19 protein-coding genes are annotated in these 20,955 nt (G+C 37.3%); 11 read left to right on the forward strand and 8 right to left on the reverse strand.

Translation table 11 applies throughout. The features are described from left to right. Positions 1 to 4: 4 nt before the first annotated feature. Together V6E76_RS05320 and V6E76_RS05325 are read right to left on the reverse strand one after the other, a co-directional pair. The gene (locus V6E76_RS05320) at positions 5 to 277 is read right to left on the reverse strand and encodes a GNAT family N-acetyltransferase (protein ID WP_035855288.1); all 273 of its coding nucleotides are present in this window, start codon (positions 275 to 277) and stop codon (positions 5 to 7) included. Positions 278 to 336: 59 nt separating this feature from the next. Beyond that, on the reverse strand, positions 337 to 1,251 hold the full coding sequence (locus V6E76_RS05325; RefSeq protein WP_026865891.1) for a LysR family transcriptional regulator: 915 nt from the start codon (positions 1,249 to 1,251) through the stop codon (positions 337 to 339). A 119-nt stretch (positions 1,252 to 1,370) separates the two neighbouring features. Between V6E76_RS05325 and V6E76_RS05330 the strand changes: the two genes are divergently transcribed. From V6E76_RS05330 to V6E76_RS05340, 3 genes are all read left to right on the forward strand, one after another. Continuing rightward, the gene (locus tag V6E76_RS05330) at positions 1,371 to 2,462 is read left to right on the forward strand and encodes a 5-methyltetrahydropteroyltriglutamate--homocysteine S-methyltransferase (RefSeq protein WP_026865890.1); all 1,092 of its coding nucleotides are present in this window, start codon (positions 1,371 to 1,373) and stop codon (positions 2,460 to 2,462) included. Between the two features lie 15 nt (positions 2,463 to 2,477). After that, complete coding sequence (locus V6E76_RS05335) at positions 2,478 to 3,833, forward strand: MFS transporter (protein ID WP_026865889.1); 1,356 nt, start codon at positions 2,478 to 2,480, stop codon at positions 3,831 to 3,833. Between the two features lie 174 nt (positions 3,834 to 4,007). Continuing rightward, positions 4,008 to 5,150, forward strand: coding sequence for a globin domain-containing protein (locus V6E76_RS05340; RefSeq protein WP_026865888.1), 1,143 nt, complete (start codon positions 4,008 to 4,010; stop codon positions 5,148 to 5,150). A 63-nt stretch (positions 5,151 to 5,213) separates the two neighbouring features. Here the strand turns inward: V6E76_RS05340 and V6E76_RS05345 are convergent, their stop codons facing one another. Together V6E76_RS05345 and V6E76_RS05350 are read right to left on the reverse strand one after the other, a co-directional pair. Beyond that, entirely contained in the window at positions 5,214 to 5,675 is a 462-nt protein-coding gene (locus V6E76_RS05345) for a hypothetical protein (RefSeq protein WP_026865887.1), read from the reverse strand. A gap of 10 nt (positions 5,676 to 5,685) precedes the next feature. Then, the gene (locus V6E76_RS05350) at positions 5,686 to 7,026 is read right to left on the reverse strand and encodes a PepSY-associated TM helix domain-containing protein (RefSeq protein ID WP_026865886.1); all 1,341 of its coding nucleotides are present in this window, start codon (positions 7,024 to 7,026) and stop codon (positions 5,686 to 5,688) included. 128 nt (positions 7,027 to 7,154) lie between these two features. On the opposite strand from V6E76_RS05350, the gene V6E76_RS05355 reads away from it, so the two are divergent. The 5 genes from V6E76_RS05355 (at position 7,155) to V6E76_RS05375 (ending at position 12,518) form a co-directional block, all read left to right on the forward strand. After that, positions 7,155 to 7,832 carry a response regulator transcription factor gene (locus V6E76_RS05355; protein WP_026865885.1) on the forward strand — a complete coding sequence of 226 codons (678 nt, stop codon included), beginning with the start codon at positions 7,155 to 7,157 and terminating at the stop codon, positions 7,830 to 7,832. After that, positions 7,829 to 9,211 carry a sensor histidine kinase gene (locus V6E76_RS05360; protein WP_247350429.1) on the forward strand — a complete coding sequence of 461 codons (1,383 nt, stop codon included), beginning with the start codon at positions 7,829 to 7,831 and terminating at the stop codon, positions 9,209 to 9,211. Before V6E76_RS05355 ends, V6E76_RS05360 begins: the two co-directional genes overlap by 4 nt. A 78-nt stretch (positions 9,212 to 9,289) precedes the next feature. Continuing rightward, the gene (locus V6E76_RS05365) at positions 9,290 to 10,315 is read left to right on the forward strand and encodes an ABC transporter permease (protein WP_247350431.1); all 1,026 of its coding nucleotides are present in this window, start codon (positions 9,290 to 9,292) and stop codon (positions 10,313 to 10,315) included. 1 nt (position 10,316) lies between these two features. After that, positions 10,317 to 10,997 (forward strand): ABC transporter ATP-binding protein, encoded by a 681-nt coding sequence (locus V6E76_RS05370; RefSeq protein ID WP_026865882.1) that lies wholly within the window; start codon positions 10,317 to 10,319, stop codon positions 10,995 to 10,997. A 114-nt stretch (positions 10,998 to 11,111) separates the two neighbouring features. After that, a complete protein-coding gene (locus V6E76_RS05375; protein ID WP_026865881.1) occupies positions 11,112 to 12,518 on the forward strand; it encodes a YfcC family protein in 1,407 nt (468 codons plus the stop codon). A gap of 51 nt (positions 12,519 to 12,569) precedes the next feature. Here V6E76_RS05375 and V6E76_RS05380 read toward each other — a convergent pair whose 3' ends face one another. Then, a complete protein-coding gene (locus tag V6E76_RS05380) occupies positions 12,570 to 13,226 on the reverse strand; it encodes an SDR family oxidoreductase (protein WP_026865880.1) in 657 nt (218 codons plus the stop codon). Between the two features lie 36 nt (positions 13,227 to 13,262). Continuing rightward, positions 13,263 to 14,624 carry an aldehyde dehydrogenase gene (locus V6E76_RS05385; protein ID WP_026865879.1) on the reverse strand — a complete coding sequence of 454 codons (1,362 nt, stop codon included), beginning with the start codon at positions 14,622 to 14,624 and terminating at the stop codon, positions 13,263 to 13,265. A 132-nt stretch (positions 14,625 to 14,756) separates the two neighbouring features. Between V6E76_RS05385 and V6E76_RS05390 the strand changes: the two genes are divergently transcribed. Further along, entirely contained in the window at positions 14,757 to 15,701 is a 945-nt protein-coding gene (locus tag V6E76_RS05390; RefSeq protein WP_026865878.1) for an ABC transporter ATP-binding protein, read from the forward strand. Continuing rightward, positions 15,698 to 17,215 (forward strand): ABC transporter permease/substrate-binding protein, encoded by a 1,518-nt coding sequence (locus V6E76_RS05395; protein WP_026865877.1) that lies wholly within the window; start codon positions 15,698 to 15,700, stop codon positions 17,213 to 17,215. Before V6E76_RS05390 ends, V6E76_RS05395 begins: the two co-directional genes overlap by 4 nt. A gap of 31 nt (positions 17,216 to 17,246) precedes the next feature. Here V6E76_RS05395 and V6E76_RS05400 read toward each other — a convergent pair whose 3' ends face one another. Next, positions 17,247 to 18,101: an aldo/keto reductase gene (locus V6E76_RS05400; protein WP_235678839.1), complete on the reverse strand. Its 855-nt coding sequence runs from the start codon at positions 18,099 to 18,101 to the stop codon at positions 17,247 to 17,249. A gap of 63 nt (positions 18,102 to 18,164) precedes the next feature. Further along, positions 18,165 to 20,126, reverse strand: coding sequence for a fructose-1,6-bisphosphatase (locus V6E76_RS05405; RefSeq protein WP_281170719.1), 1,962 nt, complete (start codon positions 20,124 to 20,126; stop codon positions 18,165 to 18,167). A gap of 141 nt (positions 20,127 to 20,267) precedes the next feature. Here V6E76_RS05405 and V6E76_RS05410 point away from each other — a divergent pair, with 141 nt between their 5' ends. Continuing rightward, positions 20,268 to 20,930 (forward strand): PepSY domain-containing protein, encoded by a 663-nt coding sequence (locus V6E76_RS05410; RefSeq protein ID WP_026865874.1) that lies wholly within the window; start codon positions 20,268 to 20,270, stop codon positions 20,928 to 20,930. Positions 20,931 to 20,955 lie beyond the last annotated feature (25 nt).

Below are 20,955 nucleotides of genomic sequence, written 5' to 3' on the forward strand. Positions count from 1 at the left end.
TTTTTTACTTGCTAATGACATCTTCATATTTGTCTGGATGTTGATTAAAGCGTTTTGCGACGAACGGACATTTACCAATGAGTTTCAGATTGTTGTCTCTGGCATAATCTGCAGCGTGGTCCAATAACACATCTCCTAAGCCTTGGCCACGGAGTGACTCATCGACGACTACGCTGTCTATCGTATACACATTACCATCTACGGTATAGGATAAGTAACCGTCAGGATTTGAAGCATCACCAAAATAGAACTGATTGTTCTCGTGTTTAATTTCCATTTTTATTCCCCCAACTTTAATTGTTACTTCTATATACCCTTAAATTTATTAACTATCCATTAATGTATATCATAGTTGTCGATAGCAGCATGAAGTTCTTCTAAGTAATGCTTTGCAATACGACTTAAAACTGCTTTGTTGTTGGTTACTGTACCAATAGTGATTTCATCATCAACATCAAGTGGCACTGGGATAATATCTGTACCGTTTAACTCTTCACTGAGTATGCCGCTTGAGATAGTATAACCATTTAGACCAATCATACAATTAAAAATTGTCGCTCTATCACTGACTAGAATATTTTTAGGGCTATCAAGTGTACTGAGTATTTCCTCGGAAAAGTAAAAGGAGTTATGGTCACCTTGATCAAATGATAGACGGGGATAAGCTTGTAAGTCCTCTAAGGTAACCTTATCCTTTGCTGCTAACGGGTTATTTCTACTTATAAAAACGTGAGGTTTTGTAGTGAATAAGACCTCAAAAGTTAAGTGATTTTCTTTTAAGAGTTGAGTAAGAATTTTTTCGTTAAATTTATTCATATACATGACACCAATCTCACTCTTTAAGTCTTTGACGTCATCGATGATTTCGTAAGTTCTCGTTTCTCTTAGAGAGAACTGGTACTTATCTCCCCCGTGATGCTCTATTGTTTTTACCATTGCATCAACAGAAAAAGAATAATGCTGAGTCGACACACTGAGTAGTTGTTCTTGGTGAGGCGTATTTAAATATTTGTTTTCTAAAAGATCGACCTGTTCAACCACTTGTCTGGCATAGCTGAGGAACTCAGCACCATCTGAGCTCAGTGTAATTCCTGTTGAAGTGCGTTTTAAAATTGTGAGACCCATTTCCTTCTCCAGCTCTTTTATAGATTTAGATAAGGTCGGCTGCGAAATGTACAGTTGCTTGGCGGCTTCGTTCAATGAACCTGCTTTTACGACAGCGATTAGATATTTGAGTTGTTGGATAGTCATAGTATCTCCTTTGAATATAGATAAAAGTTATAACGGGTCATGAAATTAATGAGTTAGTCTATATCATACAACCATGATAGTATTTAAACAATCATAAATAGAGATGGAGATGCATAAGAATGGCACAGTTTACATATAAGGCTGATCATGTGGGGAGTTTACTTCGACCACTTGAATTAAAAGAATCAAGAAGTCAATTTGCAAATGGAGAAATTACTTTAGAAGAATTAAGAGTAGTAGAAGATAAAGCAATTGCTGAGGTAGTACAAAAACAAAAGGATGTCGGCTTAAAAGCCGTTACAGATGGTGAATTTCGCCGTGCCTGGTGGCACTTTGATTTTCTAGAAGGTTTAGGTGGAGTAGAAGGGTCAGATACTGGTGATGGTATTGCCTTTCAGGGTGTCCAAACTAAATCACGTTCTATAAAAGTGGTAGAGAAATTATTCTACCAGCCACATAGGGAGATTGAATTCTTTAAATACCTTCAAGAACAAGCTGGAGATGCGACTGCAAAATATGCGATCCCAAGTCCAAGCATGTTGCACTTTAGAGGTGACGTTGACAAAGATGTTTACCCGGATGAGGAAGAATACTTTAAGGACATCGCTAAAGTCTATGGTGAAGTGATTAAAGATTTTTACGATGCGGGTTGCCGTTACTTACAATTGGATGACACGTCATGGGGTTACTTTAGTTCAAAAGAACAAGTCCAGAAGCTAATTGATAGTGGTAAGGACCCTGAATACTTACAAGATAAATATATTGAAGTATTAAATACAGCACTTAAAGATCGTCCAGAAGATCTATATGTCACGATGCATATCTGTCGAGGGAACTTCCGTTCAACGTGGATTTCATCTGGTGGTTATGAACCAGTTGCAGAAAGACTCTTTGGGGATTTAAATATCGATGCTTTCTTCTTAGAGTACGATAGTGACCGTGCCGGTAGTTTTGAACCGCTTAGACATGTGAAGAGAAAAGATCTTACGATTGTACTTGGATTAGTTACGTCTAAGACAGGCGAGTTAGAAAATCCAGATGAGGTGAAGGCACGTATTAAAGAAGCGAGTGAATATCTACCACTAGAGCAATTAGCCTTAAGTCCTCAATGTGGCTTTGCTTCAACTGAAGAAGGTAATGTGCTTGCAGAAGATGAGCAATGGAAGAAATTACAGTCTGTTGTTGATATTACTAAAGAGGTTTGGAACTAAGAAAGGACGATGTGAATGGCGAAAGTCTACCCAGAACAGGTAATTGGGAAAAGTAAATTTAACAGATTTCATTTAATGGTTTTCTTGTGGTGTTTTACTGCGATTGCCTTAGATGGTTTTGATATTGCAATTTATGGCATTGGTTTACCACAGATGATGAATGATTTTGACATTACGACGGCAACAGCTGGTGCCGTCGGCAGCTACGCCATGATCGGTATGATGGCAGGAACTTTTATCCTTGGTATGATGACGGATTTAGTTGGTAAGAAACGAATTTTAGCAGCTTGTCTGATTATCATAGGCGTCTTTAACTTCTTAGCTGGTTTTGCACCAAACGAGACCTACTTTGTCGTCTTTAGATTTATTGCTTCAATTGGTATGGGTGGCTTAATGCCTGCAGTGATTTCATTAATGACTGAGTATTCACCGGCTAAAAATAGAGCGATGATTGTTGCCTTGATGTATTGCGGCTATTCAACTGGGACAATCGGTGCCTCTTTGTTAGGTATCTATGTTTTAGAATTTATAAGTTGGAGAGTCTTGTTCTGGGTGAGTTTACTGACAGTCGTTGTGACGCCAATCTTATTAAAACAATTCCCTGAATCTCTGTCTTATCATGTGCGCCGAGGCAATAAGGCTCACATTGCTGACATATTAAATAGAGCAACGGCGAGTAACACTTATACAAGTAATGATGACTATTACATTGAAAATCATTCAGTAGAATCAAAAGGTATTCCTGTTAAGAAGCTTTTCAATAATGGTAGAGCACTTTCTACAATCCTATTCTGGGTCGCTGTCATCAGCTGTTTAATGATGATTGCTGGCTTAGGTACTTGGTTACCTAATATTATGCAGGAGTCGGGTTACGGTGTGTCTTCAGCGATGATCTTTACGATTACACTTGCTACTGGCCAGATGATGGGCTCATTACTAGGTGGTGCTTTAGTCGATAAAATTGGACATAAGAATGTACTGTTGACCTTACTTGGAACCGGCGCAATCGCCTTTGTGCTACTAAGTATTACGGAACAGACTTTGATCTTGTTTGTACTGATTGCAGCAGTCGGTGCTTGTACAGCTGGTTCACAGAACCTAATCAACCCTTATATCACAATGTTTTACCCTGCAGATATTAGAGGATCTGGACTTAGTATTGCTGTTGGTATGGGGAGAATTGGTTCTATTACAGGTCCATTATTAATTGGCATGGTACTGATGACAACCCTACCACCTCAACTAACATTCTTAGGATTCGCAGTTCCAAGTGTCATTGCTTTTATTGCGCTCTTGTGTGTGCAAGAACAGCATGCGACTGAGGTTCAAAAGGGGCAATTATTTAGTAAAAAAGAAGTGACAGTCACTTAATTATCTAAGACGTGAATAATACGCCTATTCACGTCTTTTTTCAATGTAAACAAATAATTGTCAATAAATTTCCATATTTATGTGAATAAATTAACAATAGTTGTTGAGGAGCGTTGAAATTATTGAAAAAGTAAAACATAATGGTAGTAAGTTAATCATACAAGGAGTGTCATTATGTTAAATCAAGAAGAAATTCAAACGATTCATAGCACAGTGCCATTATTACAAGATAAGGGTGTAGAAATTACAACTAAATTCTATAAAAGAATGTTTGAGAACCACCCTGAACTCAGAGATATGTTTAATCAACCTAACCATAAACAGGGTTTGCAGTCGACTGCACTAGCAGCATCTGTAGTTGCTGCAGCACAACATATTGAAGATTTAACACCGATTGTACCTGTTGTTATGCCAATCGCTCATAAGCATTGTGGACTTCAAGTTTTCCCGGAACACTATCCAATCGTTGGCGAAAACTTATTGGCAGCAATATCCGAAGTCACTGGCTTAGATATGGATGATCCAGTAATTCAAACATGGGGCAAAGCCTACGGTGAGATTGCAGATGCCTTTATCGGTATAGAAAAAGAAATATACGCTATTATGGCTTGGGAAGGCTTTAAACCATTTGAAGTATTAGCTGTTCGAGATGAAACTGACATTATTAAATCATTTACAGTAAAATCTGACGCAATCAATGATATTCCATATCAAGCAGGACAGTACATCACTGTTGATGTAAAAGTCCCAGAACTACCTTATAGAGCGAAACGTCATTATTCAATTGTAGATGTACAAGATGGTAGACTGACATTTGCAGTAAGAAAAGAAGAACTTGATGGTATTCGCGGGGAAGTATCGACTTTCTTACATGAACAAATTAAAGCAGGCGATACAATTAATATCTCTGCACCAGTTGGTGTATTTGGAGTTGAAAACGAAGATGCGCCGCAGTTGTTTATTGGTTCAGGTATCGGCGTAACACCGTTATTCCCTATGTTCCGTCAAGCAGCAGAAAAGACGAATGATGTTCAATTCTTACAAGTATCAGACAATAGTGACAACATTGCATTCGAAGTTGAATTAGCAAATATTGCTACTAAAAATAACGTAGAACTTCACAATCATCTACGCGATAAAGATGGTTACCTGTTTAAAGAAAACCTTGAGCAATATTTAAAAGAGAATCAAGAAGTGTATGTATGTGGTGGTGTAACATTCATTCAATCTATTGTTAAGGAATTAGAAAAAGCAGGTGTAGATTCAGAACATATTCACTATGAGCTATTTGTTCCTAGATTGAGTACACCAGTCTAAATTACAAATAAAAAGGTGAGCGTATCTTTGATATGCTCACCTTTTTTTGTGTCATTTAATATTTTAGTGGTGACTGTGTCCACCGGCACTATCATCATTTTGGTATTCCTGTAAAAATACTTCTTCAAACATATCGAGCTCACCAACCGTGAAAAATTTAATTGGTGATGCATCTAAGTGATCCGTTTTGACATTTAGGGTAAGAAGGTAAAGACCATCCCTTGGAATTTCAACATCAGCTGTATAATGATCGTCTACTTTTTTGACTTCATATTCTTCATTCCATACTTCTGCCTCTTTAGCTGGTCGACTGAAGAGGGTGATGTCAGCATCTTCAACTGGTTGACCATTCTCTAAGATGTGAATATTTACGCGTCCTTCTGTCTCTGATTCGGTAATTTCTGACGTATCGATAACGATAACGGAATTATCTAGATTGTTGTACTTATCGTGTGTACTCTGATCGACTATGGAACAACCACTTAAGAATAGGACAGAGAATATTAAAAAAATATATTTAGCCATAAGCCTCTCCTTAATAGTTCAACCAAGAACGAATTTTTTCATTTCGTCTAAGAATCAGACGATCGACAATAAAGATAACAATTAACGATAGACCAACTAAGGGGAAGATAATACCGAGTGCGATTAAGGTGAAGAAGATTCCCTTGTATTCAACGACACTTGCAGATTTAGGTGCCCCACTTTTATTTTTAGGTTTTCTCTTCCACCACATGTAAACGCCAGTAATAACCATGGCTATTAGACCCAAACAGATGACGAGACCAAGCACTTGGTTTACAATGCCAAATTCATGACCTTTGTGTACCGTAATCATCGTTGCCATTATCTTTCCTAACGGTCCGTAGTTATCGTAACGATAGTCAGCAATGACATCACCTGTGTATTGGTCGATATGAATTGTTGCTTCATCTCTTGCTTGGTCAGGAAAGACCGATAAGGTAAAGACCCCTTCTTCTGAAGCGGGGTAGAATATATCGTAGCTAGGATCTACACCTGTACTATCAGCGGTTTCAATGATTTGATCTAAAGAGAGTTGTCTAAAGCCAGATTCCTGGTCTGAATTTTGCACAGGCATTTTTTCAGCTGCCCAGGATACTTCAGCAATATCTTCTGTAACAGTATCAGATTCAGGCGCTGGACCTGTCCAAATGGATGGTGGATAGCCTGAGCCTGAAGCTGTGACGATTTGTTGGACACCATTCCCCCAAAAACCGGTCCACAAGAGTCCGGAGAATAAGAAAAATAGCAGTCCAATAGAAAGCCATGCAGCAGGAACTGCATGAAAATCACGTAAACGAATACGCCCCTGCTTATTAAAACGAATTGTGAATACGCCCTTGATTTTTTCCTTAGTTCTAGGGAACCATAAGAATAAACCAGAGATAATCATAATAATCGTCCAACAAGCAACGAGTTCTACGATTCTATCCCCAATTGTCCCTGCGCTCAGCTCACCATGTAAGGCCTCTAAGATATCCATTGGGCGATTCGCATCCTCAATCATTCCGAGGACCTGTCTATTATAAGGATTGACGAAGACAGTGACCGCGGTACCATCAGTTTGAGTGACACCGACCTCTACTGATCGGTTTTCATCTTCACCAGGTCGGTAACGCGTGACGTCCCCACCCCCTGCATAACCTTCAGCAGTAAAGGCAAGATCAGATGGAGGTAATCGTTCTCCATCTTCAGCAGCTTCTACATAGTAATAATCTTGGTATGTGTAGTTCTCAATATTATCTTTAAACAAATATAGCGCACCAGTTGCTGCAAGGAATATTAAAAATGGTGCTATAATGATGCCGGCAAATAAATGCCATCTCCAAATAAGAGGATATGATTTCTTATTCAAGGCTTTCCCTCCTGTCATCTCACTCATATATTATGGATGGAAAATCAAATTTTGTATATGTACCGAGAAGGAAAGATATGACAACTTAATGGTACAATAATATAAAAGTAGACGATTGGGGGTTCAGTATGAATAAAATCTTGGTCGTTGATGATGATCCTAACATTGTCAAATTTGTCACTTTAAACCTAGAGGAGGCTGGCTTTCTAACTGTCGGGGCGAGTGATGGTAGAAACGCTTTAGAAAAGTTAAAGAAAGAAGCCTGTGACCTTGCTGTAGTAGATATTATGATGCCGTATATGGATGGTTTAGCTTTAACGGAAATTCTAAAAAGAGACTTTGATATACCGATTATCATGCTGACTGCTAAGGGACATATCGATGACAAGGCAGAAGCATTTAAAATAGGGACAGATGACTATTTAGTTAAACCTTTCGAACCTCGGGAACTATTGTTTAGAATTGAAGCTTTATTAAGAAGATATAGTGATGAGACTTCTAATACTACCTTAAAATTGGGAAAAGTTTTGATTAATTCGAACAATTATTCAGTGGAAATTGAAGGTAAGGTGTACATGCTACCTCTAAAAGAATTTGAGTTATTGCAACTATTAGCTCAGTATCCAGGGCAGGTCTTTACTAGAGATGCTCTAATTGAACGTATATGGGGACCAGACTATGAGGGAGATGACCGTACAGTTGATGTACATATAAAGCGTCTGAGATCGCGTTTTAAATCAGCAGTTGATGAATTTGAAATTAAGACAATGCGTGGCAGAGGATATTTTCTGGAGCGAAAAATATGAAATCATTATACGTAAAATTTTTAATTACAACACTTGCTATAATGCTGTTCAGTTTCTTTTTCGCCTTTTTCATTTCAAATTTTATCTACCAGATAAACTTAAAAGAAGAGAATGACACCAAGCATAAGAACATTGCACTAGAAGTTGCTCAGTTTATCGAAAACAATCCTGACATTAAAGTAGAGGAATACTTGGATACTGTTGCAAAATCTGGACACCAAATTTACTTAGTGGATGCGAATGGCCGAGATCAGTTCTTTGGTACACAGTTTGGAGACATCAACCTTCAGGATGAGGCAATCAAAGAAGTACATTCTGGAGAAATATATCATGGTATGGCGAATTTTGATGCTGAATTATTCGTTACGGGATTCTTTGCAGATGAGCTTAAGAATACAGTAGGCGTACCAGTCACAATAGATGGTGAATCCTATGCTCTGTTCATGCGTACAGATATTGAATTATTATTCAATGAAATGCACGTCTTGTTCGGTGTCTTGTTCTTAATTACTATTATATTAAGTATTATTTTAGTGCTGATTAGTGCCCATTATCTCATTAAGCCTGTAACTAAATTGAGCAAGGCAACCAAACGACTTGCCTCAGGTGATTACTCTCTAGATAACCTTGATATATCAAGGAAAGATGAGATTGGAGATTTGGCTACGAACTTTAGAAACATGACCTTACAACTAGGCTATAATGATAAAATTCAAAGAGATTTCATCTCAAATATTTCTCATGATATCCAGTCGCCACTCTCGAATATAAAGGGCTATAATCAGTTATTGAAGAAACCATTGTCGAATGATGTACGTGAAGATTATGCAGAAACAATAGATTTTGAAATTGATCGTTTATCTACGATGACTAAACAACTTTTAGTCTTGTCTTCCATCGACCATGAAGATTACCTGATGAGAAGGGAAAATTATAATCTCAAGCAACAGCTTGAAAGAGCGATTAAAGTTTACGAATGGCAGATTAATGAACGAGAGCTAATGATATCTCATAAGTTAATCGATATAGATATAAGAGCTGACAAGTCATTGCTGAATACAGTGTGGGATAACCTCTTATCTAATGCTGTAAAATACAATGAGGATGCAGGCAGTATTGATATTGAAATGACTGACTATGGTTCACATGTAATCGTGTCGATAAGTGATACCGGTAAAGGTATAGATAATGTTCATATCGATAAAATATTCGACCGTTTTTATAGAGCGGATAATGCTAGAACAAATAAGGTCGGTGGCTCAGGATTGGGATTATCTATCGTCAAAAAAATTATCGAAATGCATGATGGCTCTATCAATGTAAGAAGTAAAAAAGAAGGTACAACCTTTACTGTCCGTTTACCTATAACAGAAAAATAAGAAAAACCTCCTTGTTCATATTGAGTTCACATAACTTAAGTAAAGTGGGAATTAACAAGAACACAGGAGGTCTTTTTCATGAAGATGGCATGGAAAGAAATGAAAAAGTTTAAATTACGTTATTTGATACTAGGGTTTATCGTATTTTTGATTAGCATATTAACAATGAGCATCTCCGGATTGGCAAATGGCTTATCCGATGATAATGCATCTCTAATTAAACATATGCCAGATGGTACGTTTTACATGAATGAAGATGCTGAAGATAATTATAGCTTTTCAGCAATTGAGAATGAACAGGAAGAAGCACTAGCAGCAACAGATGAAAATTACACACTCTTTTCCATTCAAATGGGAGAAATCAATAATGCAGATGACAAGAAATTTAGCACGGCTTTTGTAACATCAGATGGTGGGGATTATTTCCCTAATATGGATGAAGGTGAGATTATTTTAGATCGCTCACTAGAAGATGAAGGCTTTAGTGTCGGAGACAAAGTAACCAATGGTCTAATTGAAGATGATTTAACTATCTCAGGTTTTGTAGATGGACAGAAATTTAGTCACACAGAAGCTGGATTTATCAATGAAGCGGACTTCCAAGAAATGTATAGAACTGATGCATTTCAAGTCGGTTTTACTGAAGGTGAAGCGGATGTAGAAGGTCTGACTAATTATAGTAACAGTGACTTCTTAAACACAATTCCAAGTTACAGCGCAGAACAGATGTCACTCAACATGATTATCGTATTTCTATATGTGATCAGTGCCTTATTATTTGCGATATTTTTCTATATGATTAATGTCCAAAAAATGAGTACCTTTGGCATATTAAAAGCGATTGGAGTTAAGCAATCTTCACTATTTGTAATGATGTGGGCTCAAATGCTATTCATTACTGTAATCAGCTTAATTCCAGCTATTGCGATTAGCTTAATCATAAACGCTGTTGCACCAGAAGGTATGCCGTTCTTCTTACCGACTGAGACGATTATCTTTGCAGTTGTGGCCTTTATCGTAATTGGTTTTGTCGGCGCTACGATTTCAGGACTTCAGATTAGAAAAGCAGAACCAATGCAGGCAATTAATCAAGGAGGTATGTAAGATGGCATTATTTGAACTCACAAATATCGATAAGGCAGTTAAAAATGGGAATAGGGAAGAAAAAATATTAAACGATGTGGACTTAACTTTAAATGAAGGTGAATTAACGGCTCTTACAGGTCCTTCAGGTTCGGGGAAAAGTACACTTTTAACCATTGCAGCTTGTTTACAAAACAAAACGAACGGTAGTATTTCATTTAAAGGTAAAAAAATATCTGAAAAGAATGATGGGTCAATACGAAAACTTCGAGCAGAAAAATTTGGTTTTGTCTTTCAACATGCGCATCTCGTACCATTCCTAACTGTTGGGGAACAATTGGCGCTCATGCTTGATACGGCAAATGTCAAACTTTCTAAAGAAGACAAAAATAATAAAATTAATAAGATACTTCAAGCTGTGGATATGTACAAGCATAAGAATAGTTATCCTGAAAATTTATCAGGTGGTGAGAGACAACGAGCAGCAATTGCGAGAGCAATCATTCATGATCCAGAGTTATTGTTTGCAGATGAACCGACAGCAAGCATAGACTCTAAACGTTCTGAAGAAGTTATGGCACTGATTAAAAGATTATCACAAGATTTAGGTATCACAGTGTTAATGGTGACACATGACATGGATATGTTGGAATATGCAGATCGTAGAATTGAGATGAAAGATGGACAAATAACTAAAGGTTAATAGGGTAAGAGATATTTATGAAAACATAAATATCTCTTTTTTCTTATATTATTGCTTTAGTCGCTGTTGATATTATAAGGTAAACTGTAATAAACAGTTTGAAGGGAGAAATTTATGACGAATAACAATAAGGAAAGAAAATTTAAGATGCCTCATATTTACGTGATTTTATTCCTATTTGGTCTAGTTGCAGCTGCATCTACATATCTTATACCAGCTGGTGAATTTGACCGAGTTGAAATAGAGGAAGGGAGAACAGCAGTAGATCCTGAATCATTCCAATTCACAGAGTCTGAACCGACAGACCTAGTTCAGTTTATGACAGCTATACCACGAGGCCTAATCGATGCAGGTGAAGTTGTCTTCTTCACATTAATCATCGGTGGAATGTTCATGGTGCTTAGAGAAAGTGGGATTATTGAAATAGCGGTTGATAAGCTCGCGCGTAGGTTTTCAAATAAGAGTATTCTTGTGATTCCTGTTTTAATGACAGTATTTGCGACAATAGCGACACTTATTGGAACTGCAGAATTATCGTTAGTCTACATACCCGTTATTATTCCTTTAATTATTGCCTTAGGTTATGACTCCATGACTGCAGCAGCAATTGCCTTATGTGGAACGGTTGTTGGTTATTCGGTGGGGGTATTGAATCCAGTCAATACCGGTTTAGCACAAACCATTTCAGAATTACCAACCTTCTCTGGACTAAGCTTTAGGTTAATACTGTTTGTGATCGTACTGACTATAACAATTCTATTTGTTATGAGATATGCTAGAAAGGTTCAAAAAAACCCTACGGCAAGTATCGTCTATGAAGAAGATAGTGAGAAACGTGCATCATATAAATCAATTGCGGATCAGGAACCACTAAAGGCAAATAATAGACAAATTGCTGGAGCGTTCACTGTACTCATATTCTTTATTATTTTAGTATGGGGCGTAATTACTCAAGGTTGGTTTATGATAGAAATGGCCGGTTTATTCATACTGATGGGCGTGACAGTCGGGATGGTTTCAGGCATGTCATTAACACATATTAGTGAGTCCTTCACTAAAGGCTTTAGAGACGTATTAATGGGTGCTGTGATTATTGGTTTAGCACGCTCTATCGCAGTAATATTAGAAGATGGTCGAGTGATGGATACGATTGTAAATGGACTTGGAACAGTTGTAGGAGACTTACCGCCAGTTCTTGCAGCTGCAGGTATGTACTTCGTTCAGTTACTGATTAATTTCATCATTCCATCAGGATCTGGTCAAGCATTGGTAACAATGCCAATTATGGCTCCATTATCGGATATGCTCGGTGTGACAAGACAAACAGCTGTACTCGCTTTCCAACTAGGTGATGGCTTTGCACATATTTTATATCCAACAAGTGGATACTTCATGGCTGCACTTGTTATCGCAGGTGTTGAATGGCATAAATGGATAAAATTCTTCCTGCCGTTATTCTTAATTCTTATGGGGATATCATTAGGTGCATTGATCGTTGCCCAAGCAATTGGCTGGTCCTAAAGTTAAAAAAGCGGGGAGAAAATTCTAAGATTTTCTCCCCGTTTTTTCTTATTAAAATTTAGCCACTGCTGTTGAAATATCTTGGTCACCAGTAACAATTTGAAGTTCTTTACCACGATTGTCAGCATTGTCTACAAGCTCAAATATTACGCTTGCGATATCTTCTCGTGGAACCTCTTTAATCTCGTCAAAGTAGAGTCCTAGCTCGACCTTACCTGTACCTGGGTTATCAGTCAGAATACCTGGGTGAACGATTGAATGTGTCAATCCTGAACGTTTTAAGTGTTCGTCTGCATGGTGTTTAGCAATTGTATAAGGTTTAATTTTCTGAGCATCTGGTGTGTCGAATGCTTCTCTTCTTGAATCGAAAGTTGATACCATAACGAAGTGATCAACATTTGAATTTTTGCTTGCTTCTATTGTTTTAACTGCACCATCTAAGTCGACAGAGATTGTCTTATCTGCTCCAGTGCTACCCCCTGATCCTACAGAGAATACGACTTGTTCAAAGCCTGAAACCTTATCTGTTAATTCTTCAATGGTATCTTGGTCTACATCAATAAGTAAGGATTCCACACCACTATCTTTTAAGGCATCTCTTTGTTCTTCTTTTCTAACCCCTGCAGTGAATGTCTTGCCCTTACCTTGTAACTGCTTAACTAGGTGTTTACCTACACCGCCGTTGGCGCCGATAACTAATATACTCATAAAGTCATACACTCCTTATAGGTTGATATGTCTATTTTATCCTAATAAACGTTTGAATAGCTTGGATTTTGCTTGATCAAATGGTGCATATCGTACAGGGAAATCTACTGCTGTGGTATTTTTGACAACACTCTTAAAGTGTGAAAACGTATCAAATGACGCTTTGCCGTGATAGGCACCCATACCACTCGCACCGACGCCACCAAATGGTAAAGAATGACTGGCTAAATGCATCAGTGTATCATTTACACAACCGCCACCAAAAGATAATTTCTGTAACAGCAGGTTTGCTGTGTTGTTATCTTCAGTAAAGATATATGTTGCCAGTGGTTTAGGCAGTGCTTGTTGTTGAACGATTAAATCATCGATATTATCGTAGGTTAGGATTGGTAAAATAGGGCCGAAAATTTCTTCTGCCATTACATCATCATTTAAATAGCTATCAGGCAAGATAGCGGGTGCAATTTTTGTCTCTTTTACATTGACCCTACCCCCAATAAGTTTAGGGTCATCTAATAAGGCTGTTAATCTTTCAAAGTGCTTATTATTAATGATTTTTGGATAATCATCACGACTTTCTGCATCTTCATAGCGCTCATTTATTTCATCGATTAGACGCTCAATAAAGGCATCCTTAATGGACTCATGAATGATAAGGTGATCTGGTGCCACACAAGTTTGTCCTGCATTAATGAATTTACCCCAAGCAATGCGTCTAGCAGCGACATCAATGTTAGCAGTTTCGTCGATAATGGCCGGGCTCTTACCACCTAATTCAAGTGTAACTGGCGTCAATGTTTGACTCGCTATACTCATAATTTCCTTACCTATTCTTGTACTTCCAGTAAAGAAGATGTAATCATAATCTTGCTTGTTGACCTCATCATGTGGTGTGTCATACGGTAAGCAATGAACAAATTCCTCTACAAAGGTGTAATTTATGATTTTTTCTAAGATTGCAGACGTCTTAGGGCTAGTTTCAGACGGTTTTACTACAGCGCAGTTGCCTGCTGCAATGGCGCCGATTAATGGACCGATTGTTAGATTTACAGGGTAATTCCATGGTGACAATATCAAGGTCACACCATAAGGTTCAGCATAAATATGACTAGATGCTGGTAAGCTCATGACACTAGATTTTACTTTCTTTGGGCTCGCCCATTTCTTTACATGTTTAATTGCATAATTTATTTCCTGGTAAATAATGCCGAGTTCTGTCATATAAGCTTCAGTAGATGATTTGCCAAGATCTTCATACAGTGCGTCTAGGATTATTTTCTCGTTGGCTTTTAAAGCTGTTCTCAATTTTCTAAGTTGACGAACACGAAAGTCAACAGGGCGTGTGTAATCATTTAAGAAATATTTTCTTTGTTCCAAAACAAGTGCTTCAACTGACATAGTATAAACCTACTTTCAAAATATATTTATATTGTGAATAATCTTTTAAGATATTGATATTTAGGGTATGGACATTTACAACCAGTTTAACTTATCTATAACATATATGAAATTATAAAGGAGCTTTGTGTCATGATTGAATTTAAAAATGTGTCAAAGCGTTATGGTGATAAAATCGCTGTGAATAACGTCAGTTTTTATATAAATGAAGGAGAATTTTTTGTTTTAATTGGCCCATCAGGAAGTGGTAAGACGACAACACTTAAAATGATTAATCGGCTAATTCCTCTGAGTGAAGGATACATATATTTTAAAGACAACCCAATTAGCGATTACGAAGTTTATGAAATGCGTAGAGACATGGGATATGTACTACAACAAATTGCGCTTTTTCCGCATATGACAATCGCAGAAAATATTGCACAAGTCCCACAGATGGAAAAATGGTCTGACGAAAAAATTAAAAATAGAATCGATGAATTATTAGAGATGGTCGGCTTAGACCCTGAGGTTTATAGAGATAGGAAGCCGACTGAACTGTCGGGTGGTCAACAACAAAGAATCGGTGTGCTTCGAGCACTGGCTGCTGATCCTCCAGTGATTTTAATGGATGAGCCTTTCAGTGCACTAGACCCTATAACTAGAGAAAAATTTCAGAACGATCTAATTGAACTACAAGAGAAAATCAAAAAGACCATTATCTTTGTTACGCATGATATATCTGAAGCATTCAAGCTTGCAGACCGTTTATGTTTGTTCAATGAAGGGGCAGTTGAACAAATTGGTACGCCAAATGAGTTTATTCAGACGCCAAAAAGTGACTTTGTTAGAACCTTTATAGGTGGTCAAAGTGAACCTTTTGATGATATTAAAGCAGGCGATTTAGTATTAAATAAAGCAGTAATTAGTAATGAACATCAGGGCGTCTATATTTCACAAGATAAATCACTTCACGATGTTTTTACAGCACTCACTGAACAGGATGAAGTTATAGTTGAAGTTGAGGACGGTCCTAAACTATTAACGCGTTCTGATGTGTTTCAACATCTCGCCCGGAAAAGTGGTGAAGTTAAATGAATACATTTCTAGAGACTTTATCGTCGAGACGTGGTGAGCTTTTACAAACACTAATCGAGCACATACAGATTTCATTTATTGCCCTCTTAATTGCGGTACTTATTGGGGTACCACTTGGCATACTTTTAACCAAGACGGACCGAATTGCTGAGATCGTTATAAATATCGCTGCAGTAATGCAGACTATACCGTCATTAGCACTATTAGGCTTGATGATACCCTTATTTGGTATCGGTGAAGTACCGGCAATTATCGCACTTGTAATATACGCCTTACTGCCCGTATTAAGAAATACTTATACAGGTATTAATGAAGTAGATGAGTCTTTAGTGGAAGCGGCTGAAGGTATCGGTATGAAACCGGTAAGACGACTATTAAAAGTGGAAATACCGATTGCTATGCCAATTATTATGGCAGGTATTAGAACAGCAATGGTGTTAATTATTGGTACGGCAACCTTAGCAGCTTTAATTGGTGCAGGTGGTTTAGGTGATTTAATACTACTCGGTATTAATCGTAATAACACAGATCTTATTCTAATCGGTGCGATACCTGCAGCACTGTTAGCAATTATTTTTGATATCGGTTTAAGAATCATACAAAACTTATCCTATAAACGTGCCATGATTACAGTGGGTACAATATTTGTCATTATTTTAGCAGTTACCTTAGCACCACTATTAACGAATAGAGATGGCGAGATTACTATTGCAGGTAAATTAGGCTCAGAGCCTGCGATTATAACGAATATGTATAAGATATTAATTGAAGAAGAAACCGATTATACAGTGAATGTTGAAGATGGTTTAGGGCAAACTTCATTCTTGTTCAATGCCTTAAGATCTGACGATATAGATGGTTACCTAGAGTTTACAGGTACAGTCTTAGGAGAGCTTGTAAAAGAAGCTCCAGAATCGAATGATGTAGAAGTGGTATACAACCAGGCGAACACTGCATTAGATTCGGAATTTGATATGACCATGCTCGAACCTATGATGTTTAACAACACTTACACTCTAGCAGTAAAAAGAGATTTTGCTGAAGAAAATAATTTAACCACAATCGAAGATTTAAAAAGTATAGAAGATGAAATAAGACCTGGCTTTACTATGGAGTTTAATGACCGAGTTGAAGACGGTTACCCGGCAATTCAAGAAGCTTATGACCTAAACTTTAATGATGTCATTACTATGGAGCCACAATTGAGATACCAAGCAATTGAAAATGGTGAGATTAACTTAATGGATGCTTATGCAACTGATGCAGAATTACGTCAGTACGATATGGTTATATTGGAAGATAACAAACAAGTATTTCCCCCATATCAAGGTGCGCCACTCTTTAAGCAAGAATTTTTAGATGAACATTCTGAAATTATTGATCCATTAAATCAATTGTCTGGCATGATTACAGATGAGGAAATGCAAGATATGAACTATCGGGTAACAGTAGATGACGAAGCACCATATGACGTGGCAGAAGAATTCTTACAAGAAAATAATCTGATAGATTAAAAAAGCTGACTCCCTAGGGAGCCAGCTTTTTTTAGAATTCTTCATATTCATTTGGGTCTTGGTCGTTGATACGTCCATCAAGGCGGTCTAAACGATCGATCGCATGCATCTCGTCTTCAGAGAGTTCAAAATCAAAGATGTTTAAGTTACTTATCTGACGTTCTGGTTTGGATGAACGTGGTACTGGTAAGACACCATGTTGGTAATGCCAACGTAAAATAATTTGCCCGACGTCTTTTTCTTTTTCTTTTGCTAGTTTTTGCAAAAGCGGATCATTAATTACTGATTGTGCACGTGATAAAGGACTCCATGCTTCCGTTATAATGTCGTTATCCTTATTATATTTACGGACCTTTTCTTGAATAAAGCAGGGGTGAAGTTCTATTTGATTGATAACAGGTTTCACACCAGTTTCATTGACTAGACGGTCAATATGCTCTGGTTCAAAGTTAGACACACCGATTGATCTAACGTATCCATTTTTTTGAGCTTGAATTAATGCCTTCCAAGCTTCCACATACTTGTCTTGTTTAGGATTTGGCCAGTGCAATAAGAATAAGTCAATATAATTCAAACCTGTTCTAAACAAGGATTCTTCAATAGATTCTAATGCAGTGTCATAATCATATAAACCACCACGAAGCTTAGATGTCACGTATATTTCTTCTCTAGAAACATCAGTATTTCTGATAGCTTCTCCAACAGCCCCTTCGTTTCTATAACGGATTGCAGTGTCTAATAACCGGTAACCATTATTTATGGCAGCTTCTATATCTTTAGCACCTTGCTTCCCGTTAAGGTATACCGTTCCAAATCCAATGGCTGGAATTTTGTAACCATCATGTAAATTATATTCTGGGATGCTGTTCATATTATCACCTTCCATTTTTACGCTCTATTACATCATCTAACAAAAACTCCAGCTTGTCTTAAATTTTGTTTCTATCTTCTAGTTAAGATATCTCTGTTTCATTAATTCTTTCAGCATATTAATTTCGTAATTCAAGCGTTTACCAGTTTTCGTATCCCGAACTTTTTTACGCTCTACTTCTTCATCGACAATCCTTCTAACAGCAAGTACATCGGATTCATTATTTAGTACATTATCTTTAGAGTTAAACTCTTGGTGGGCAACAAGTTGCATACCATATGAATTATATAACAAGGTGTAGCCGGCAATGCCTGTTGTGGATTGATACGCTTTAGAGAAACCACCGTCGATAACTATAAACTTACCATCCGCTTTAATCGGGTTCTCACCTTCTTTTTCTTTCACAGGCGTATGTCCGTTGATGATATGACCTTCATCAGGATCTAAATCGAACTCTTCTAAGAAGATACGTGCAGACTCGGCTTTTTCTCTAAGGTAATAGTATGGGTTCTTCTCTTCTTTTTGAGCGGGTTTATCATTTACAAAATATCTCTCAAATGTAGTCATGGCACGTTTTCCAAATAGAGAAGATTTTTTACCATTCCATAAGTACCATACAAGGTCAGTGGCTAGATCATCAGTGTCATCTAAGTGCGTAAATGAGTAGCGTAAGTAGTACTCAAACTGATCTAGAAGTTCGCGGCCATAGTATGTTTTACCGTCGATTTCCATACCTTCCATATTGCTATCTTCGTCTACAGGAATACAGCCGTGAATTAATAGATTGCCGTTATAACGTAGGTATAAGTTTCCTTTCTTCATCATGAAACTCATATGACGTTTTAGTTTCTCGGATTGTTGCACACTGATGAGTAAAGTATTCATCACATCTTCTTCATCTTCAGTTAAAGCTGTAGGATTATTCGGATCAATCGTAGAGAAACAAGTATTTTCTAAAGGATATATATTACCATTAACTGTGTATTCAAGTGTGTCGTAATTGATGTTTTCCAGTACTAGACGGTCATCCATTTCAAAATTAGGACGGCGCTTGATAATGGGTGCCTCTAGTTTAAATTGGATCATCGCAATAGCTTGTTGAACCTTGGTCATCTGTAACTGTTCAGCTTCATCCAATGTTTTACCAGTTGTTTTCTTCGGTCTAAATGCCTTGTTATCTCCATAGTACTTATCAGCTAAAGTAAATAAAGGGCGTAAATTTATACCGTAAGCATCTTCAATAATATCTAAGTTATTGTATCTAGCGCAGATACGAATAATGTTGGCAAGACACACTTTGGAGCCGGCATAGGCACCAATCCATAAAACATCGTGGTTCCCCCATTGAATATCAACAGAGTGATAATCGATAAGCGTATCCATAATCTTGTCAGGTTCTGGCCCTCTATCATAAATATCGCCAACAACATGAAGGTGATCGACAACTAATCTTTGAACACTAAAAGCGAGTCCAGTGATTAATTTATCCGCTTGACCTAAACCGATTACTTCACTAAGAATACTATTATAGTATTGTTTCTTATTATCATTTTCATCTTTCTTATATAAAAGTTCCTCAATGATATAAGCGAACTGTGGTGGTAAGGCCTTTCTAAGTTTTGAACGTGTATATTTTGAAGAAGAGTAAGCAACCAACTCAATTAATTGCTCAACCTTAGTTTTATACCAATGATTTAATTCATCCTTATTGGTAAATTCATTCTTTACTAATTGAAGCTTTTCTTCAGGATAGTAGACGACAGCTGCAAGTTCATTTAACTCGTTCGTTGTCAGTTGGTCTTTAAATAAATCGTCAATTTTAACTTTGACATTACCCGAACCATTTCTTAATACGTGTTGGAAAGCTTGAAACTCACCATGTAAATCACTGACAAAGTGCTCAGTACCCTTTGGCAATTCCATTATAGATTCAAGATTTATAATCTCAGTTGCCACTTTTTCTTCAGAATTAAACTTCTCGGCTAAAAGTTGAAAATAGTGCGCCTTGTAATCCTGGTTGTCGTTATCGATATTTGTCAATCTAAACACCCCTAAGCCTTTTCAAATATTAATACCTCTATTATATCGATAAGCATGTAAATGATAAATGATTTCCCGTACATGTTTGTAGTGAATCATTATTGGTTAAAAGATTAATAGATAGAATAAGGAGGAACGAGGGTGAAAACGAAGATTTTTGGACTAGCATTAGCAACAACATTAGCTTTAGCTGCTTGTAATAGTGATGGAGGTTCTGAAGAAGATGCAGACGATGCAGGTACACCTGCAGAACCTGTGGAAGATACTCAAGGTGATAATCAAACAGATGATGATTCAAACGATGATAACTCCGGCTCAGAAGAGTCTTCCAGTGATTCATCAGGGAATAGCAGTGAAGCAATCGCCATTGACGATGTAAATTTAAGTCCTGAAGATGCTATTGAAATTGCACAGGGTGAATTCGATGGTAATCTGCACGAAGTTCAGCTCGATCAAGATAGAGGAGACTGGGTGTATAAAATAGACCTAAGAAGTGCAGATGAAGAAGCTGAAGTAACGATTAATCAAGAGACAGAGGAAGTCGTCGACGTTAGAACTGATTCAGAAGGTGATGACGATGAAGAAGAAATTCTAGATTACTCTAGCGTTAGTTCAATTGACGAAGCTTTTGAAGTCGCAAGTTCTGATGCAGGCGGCGGAGATATTTCAGAATGGACACTTTCAATGGATGATGGTAAGGCTGAATATGACATTGACTTACTGTATGAAAATGAAATTTACGAATATACAATTGATGCAGATTCACTTGAAATTCTAGATACAGAACGTGATGATGAAGATTAATTATAAGTAAATAAGAAGAACTAAT

This window comes from Jeotgalicoccus huakuii (assembly GCF_036665975.1).
GTDB lineage: Bacteria > Bacillota > Bacilli > Staphylococcales > Salinicoccaceae > Jeotgalicoccus > Jeotgalicoccus marinus.

Coding starts and splice junctions, on each gene's coding strand:
- V6E76_RS05320 (WP_035855288.1), bottom strand. CDS start 277: ATGGAAATTAAACACGAGAACAATCAGTTCTATTTTGGTGATGCTTCA.
- V6E76_RS05325 (WP_026865891.1), bottom strand. CDS start 1,251: ATGACTATCCAACAACTCAAATATCTAATCGCTGTCGTAAAAGCAGGT.
- V6E76_RS05330 (WP_026865890.1), top strand. CDS start 1,371: ATGGCACAGTTTACATATAAGGCTGATCATGTGGGGAGTTTACTTCGA.
- V6E76_RS05335 (WP_026865889.1), top strand. CDS start 2,478: ATGGCGAAAGTCTACCCAGAACAGGTAATTGGGAAAAGTAAATTTAAC.
- V6E76_RS05340 (WP_026865888.1), top strand. CDS start 4,008: ATGTTAAATCAAGAAGAAATTCAAACGATTCATAGCACAGTGCCATTA.
- V6E76_RS05345 (WP_026865887.1), bottom strand. CDS start 5,675: ATGGCTAAATATATTTTTTTAATATTCTCTGTCCTATTCTTAAGTGGT.
- V6E76_RS05355 (WP_026865885.1), top strand. CDS start 7,155: ATGAATAAAATCTTGGTCGTTGATGATGATCCTAACATTGTCAAATTT.
- V6E76_RS05360 (WP_247350429.1), top strand. CDS start 7,829: ATGAAATCATTATACGTAAAATTTTTAATTACAACACTTGCTATAATG.
- V6E76_RS05365 (WP_247350431.1), top strand. CDS start 9,290: ATGAAGATGGCATGGAAAGAAATGAAAAAGTTTAAATTACGTTATTTG.
- V6E76_RS05370 (WP_026865882.1), top strand. CDS start 10,317: ATGGCATTATTTGAACTCACAAATATCGATAAGGCAGTTAAAAATGGG.
- V6E76_RS05375 (WP_026865881.1), top strand. CDS start 11,112: ATGACGAATAACAATAAGGAAAGAAAATTTAAGATGCCTCATATTTAC.
- V6E76_RS05380 (WP_026865880.1), bottom strand. CDS start 13,226: ATGAGTATATTAGTTATCGGCGCCAACGGCGGTGTAGGTAAACACCTA.
- V6E76_RS05385 (WP_026865879.1), bottom strand. CDS start 14,624: ATGTCAGTTGAAGCACTTGTTTTGGAACAAAGAAAATATTTCTTAAAT.
- V6E76_RS05390 (WP_026865878.1), top strand. CDS start 14,757: ATGATTGAATTTAAAAATGTGTCAAAGCGTTATGGTGATAAAATCGCT.
- V6E76_RS05395 (WP_026865877.1), top strand. CDS start 15,698: ATGAATACATTTCTAGAGACTTTATCGTCGAGACGTGGTGAGCTTTTA.
- V6E76_RS05400 (WP_235678839.1), bottom strand. CDS start 18,101: ATGGAAGGTGATAATATGAACAGCATCCCAGAATATAATTTACATGAT.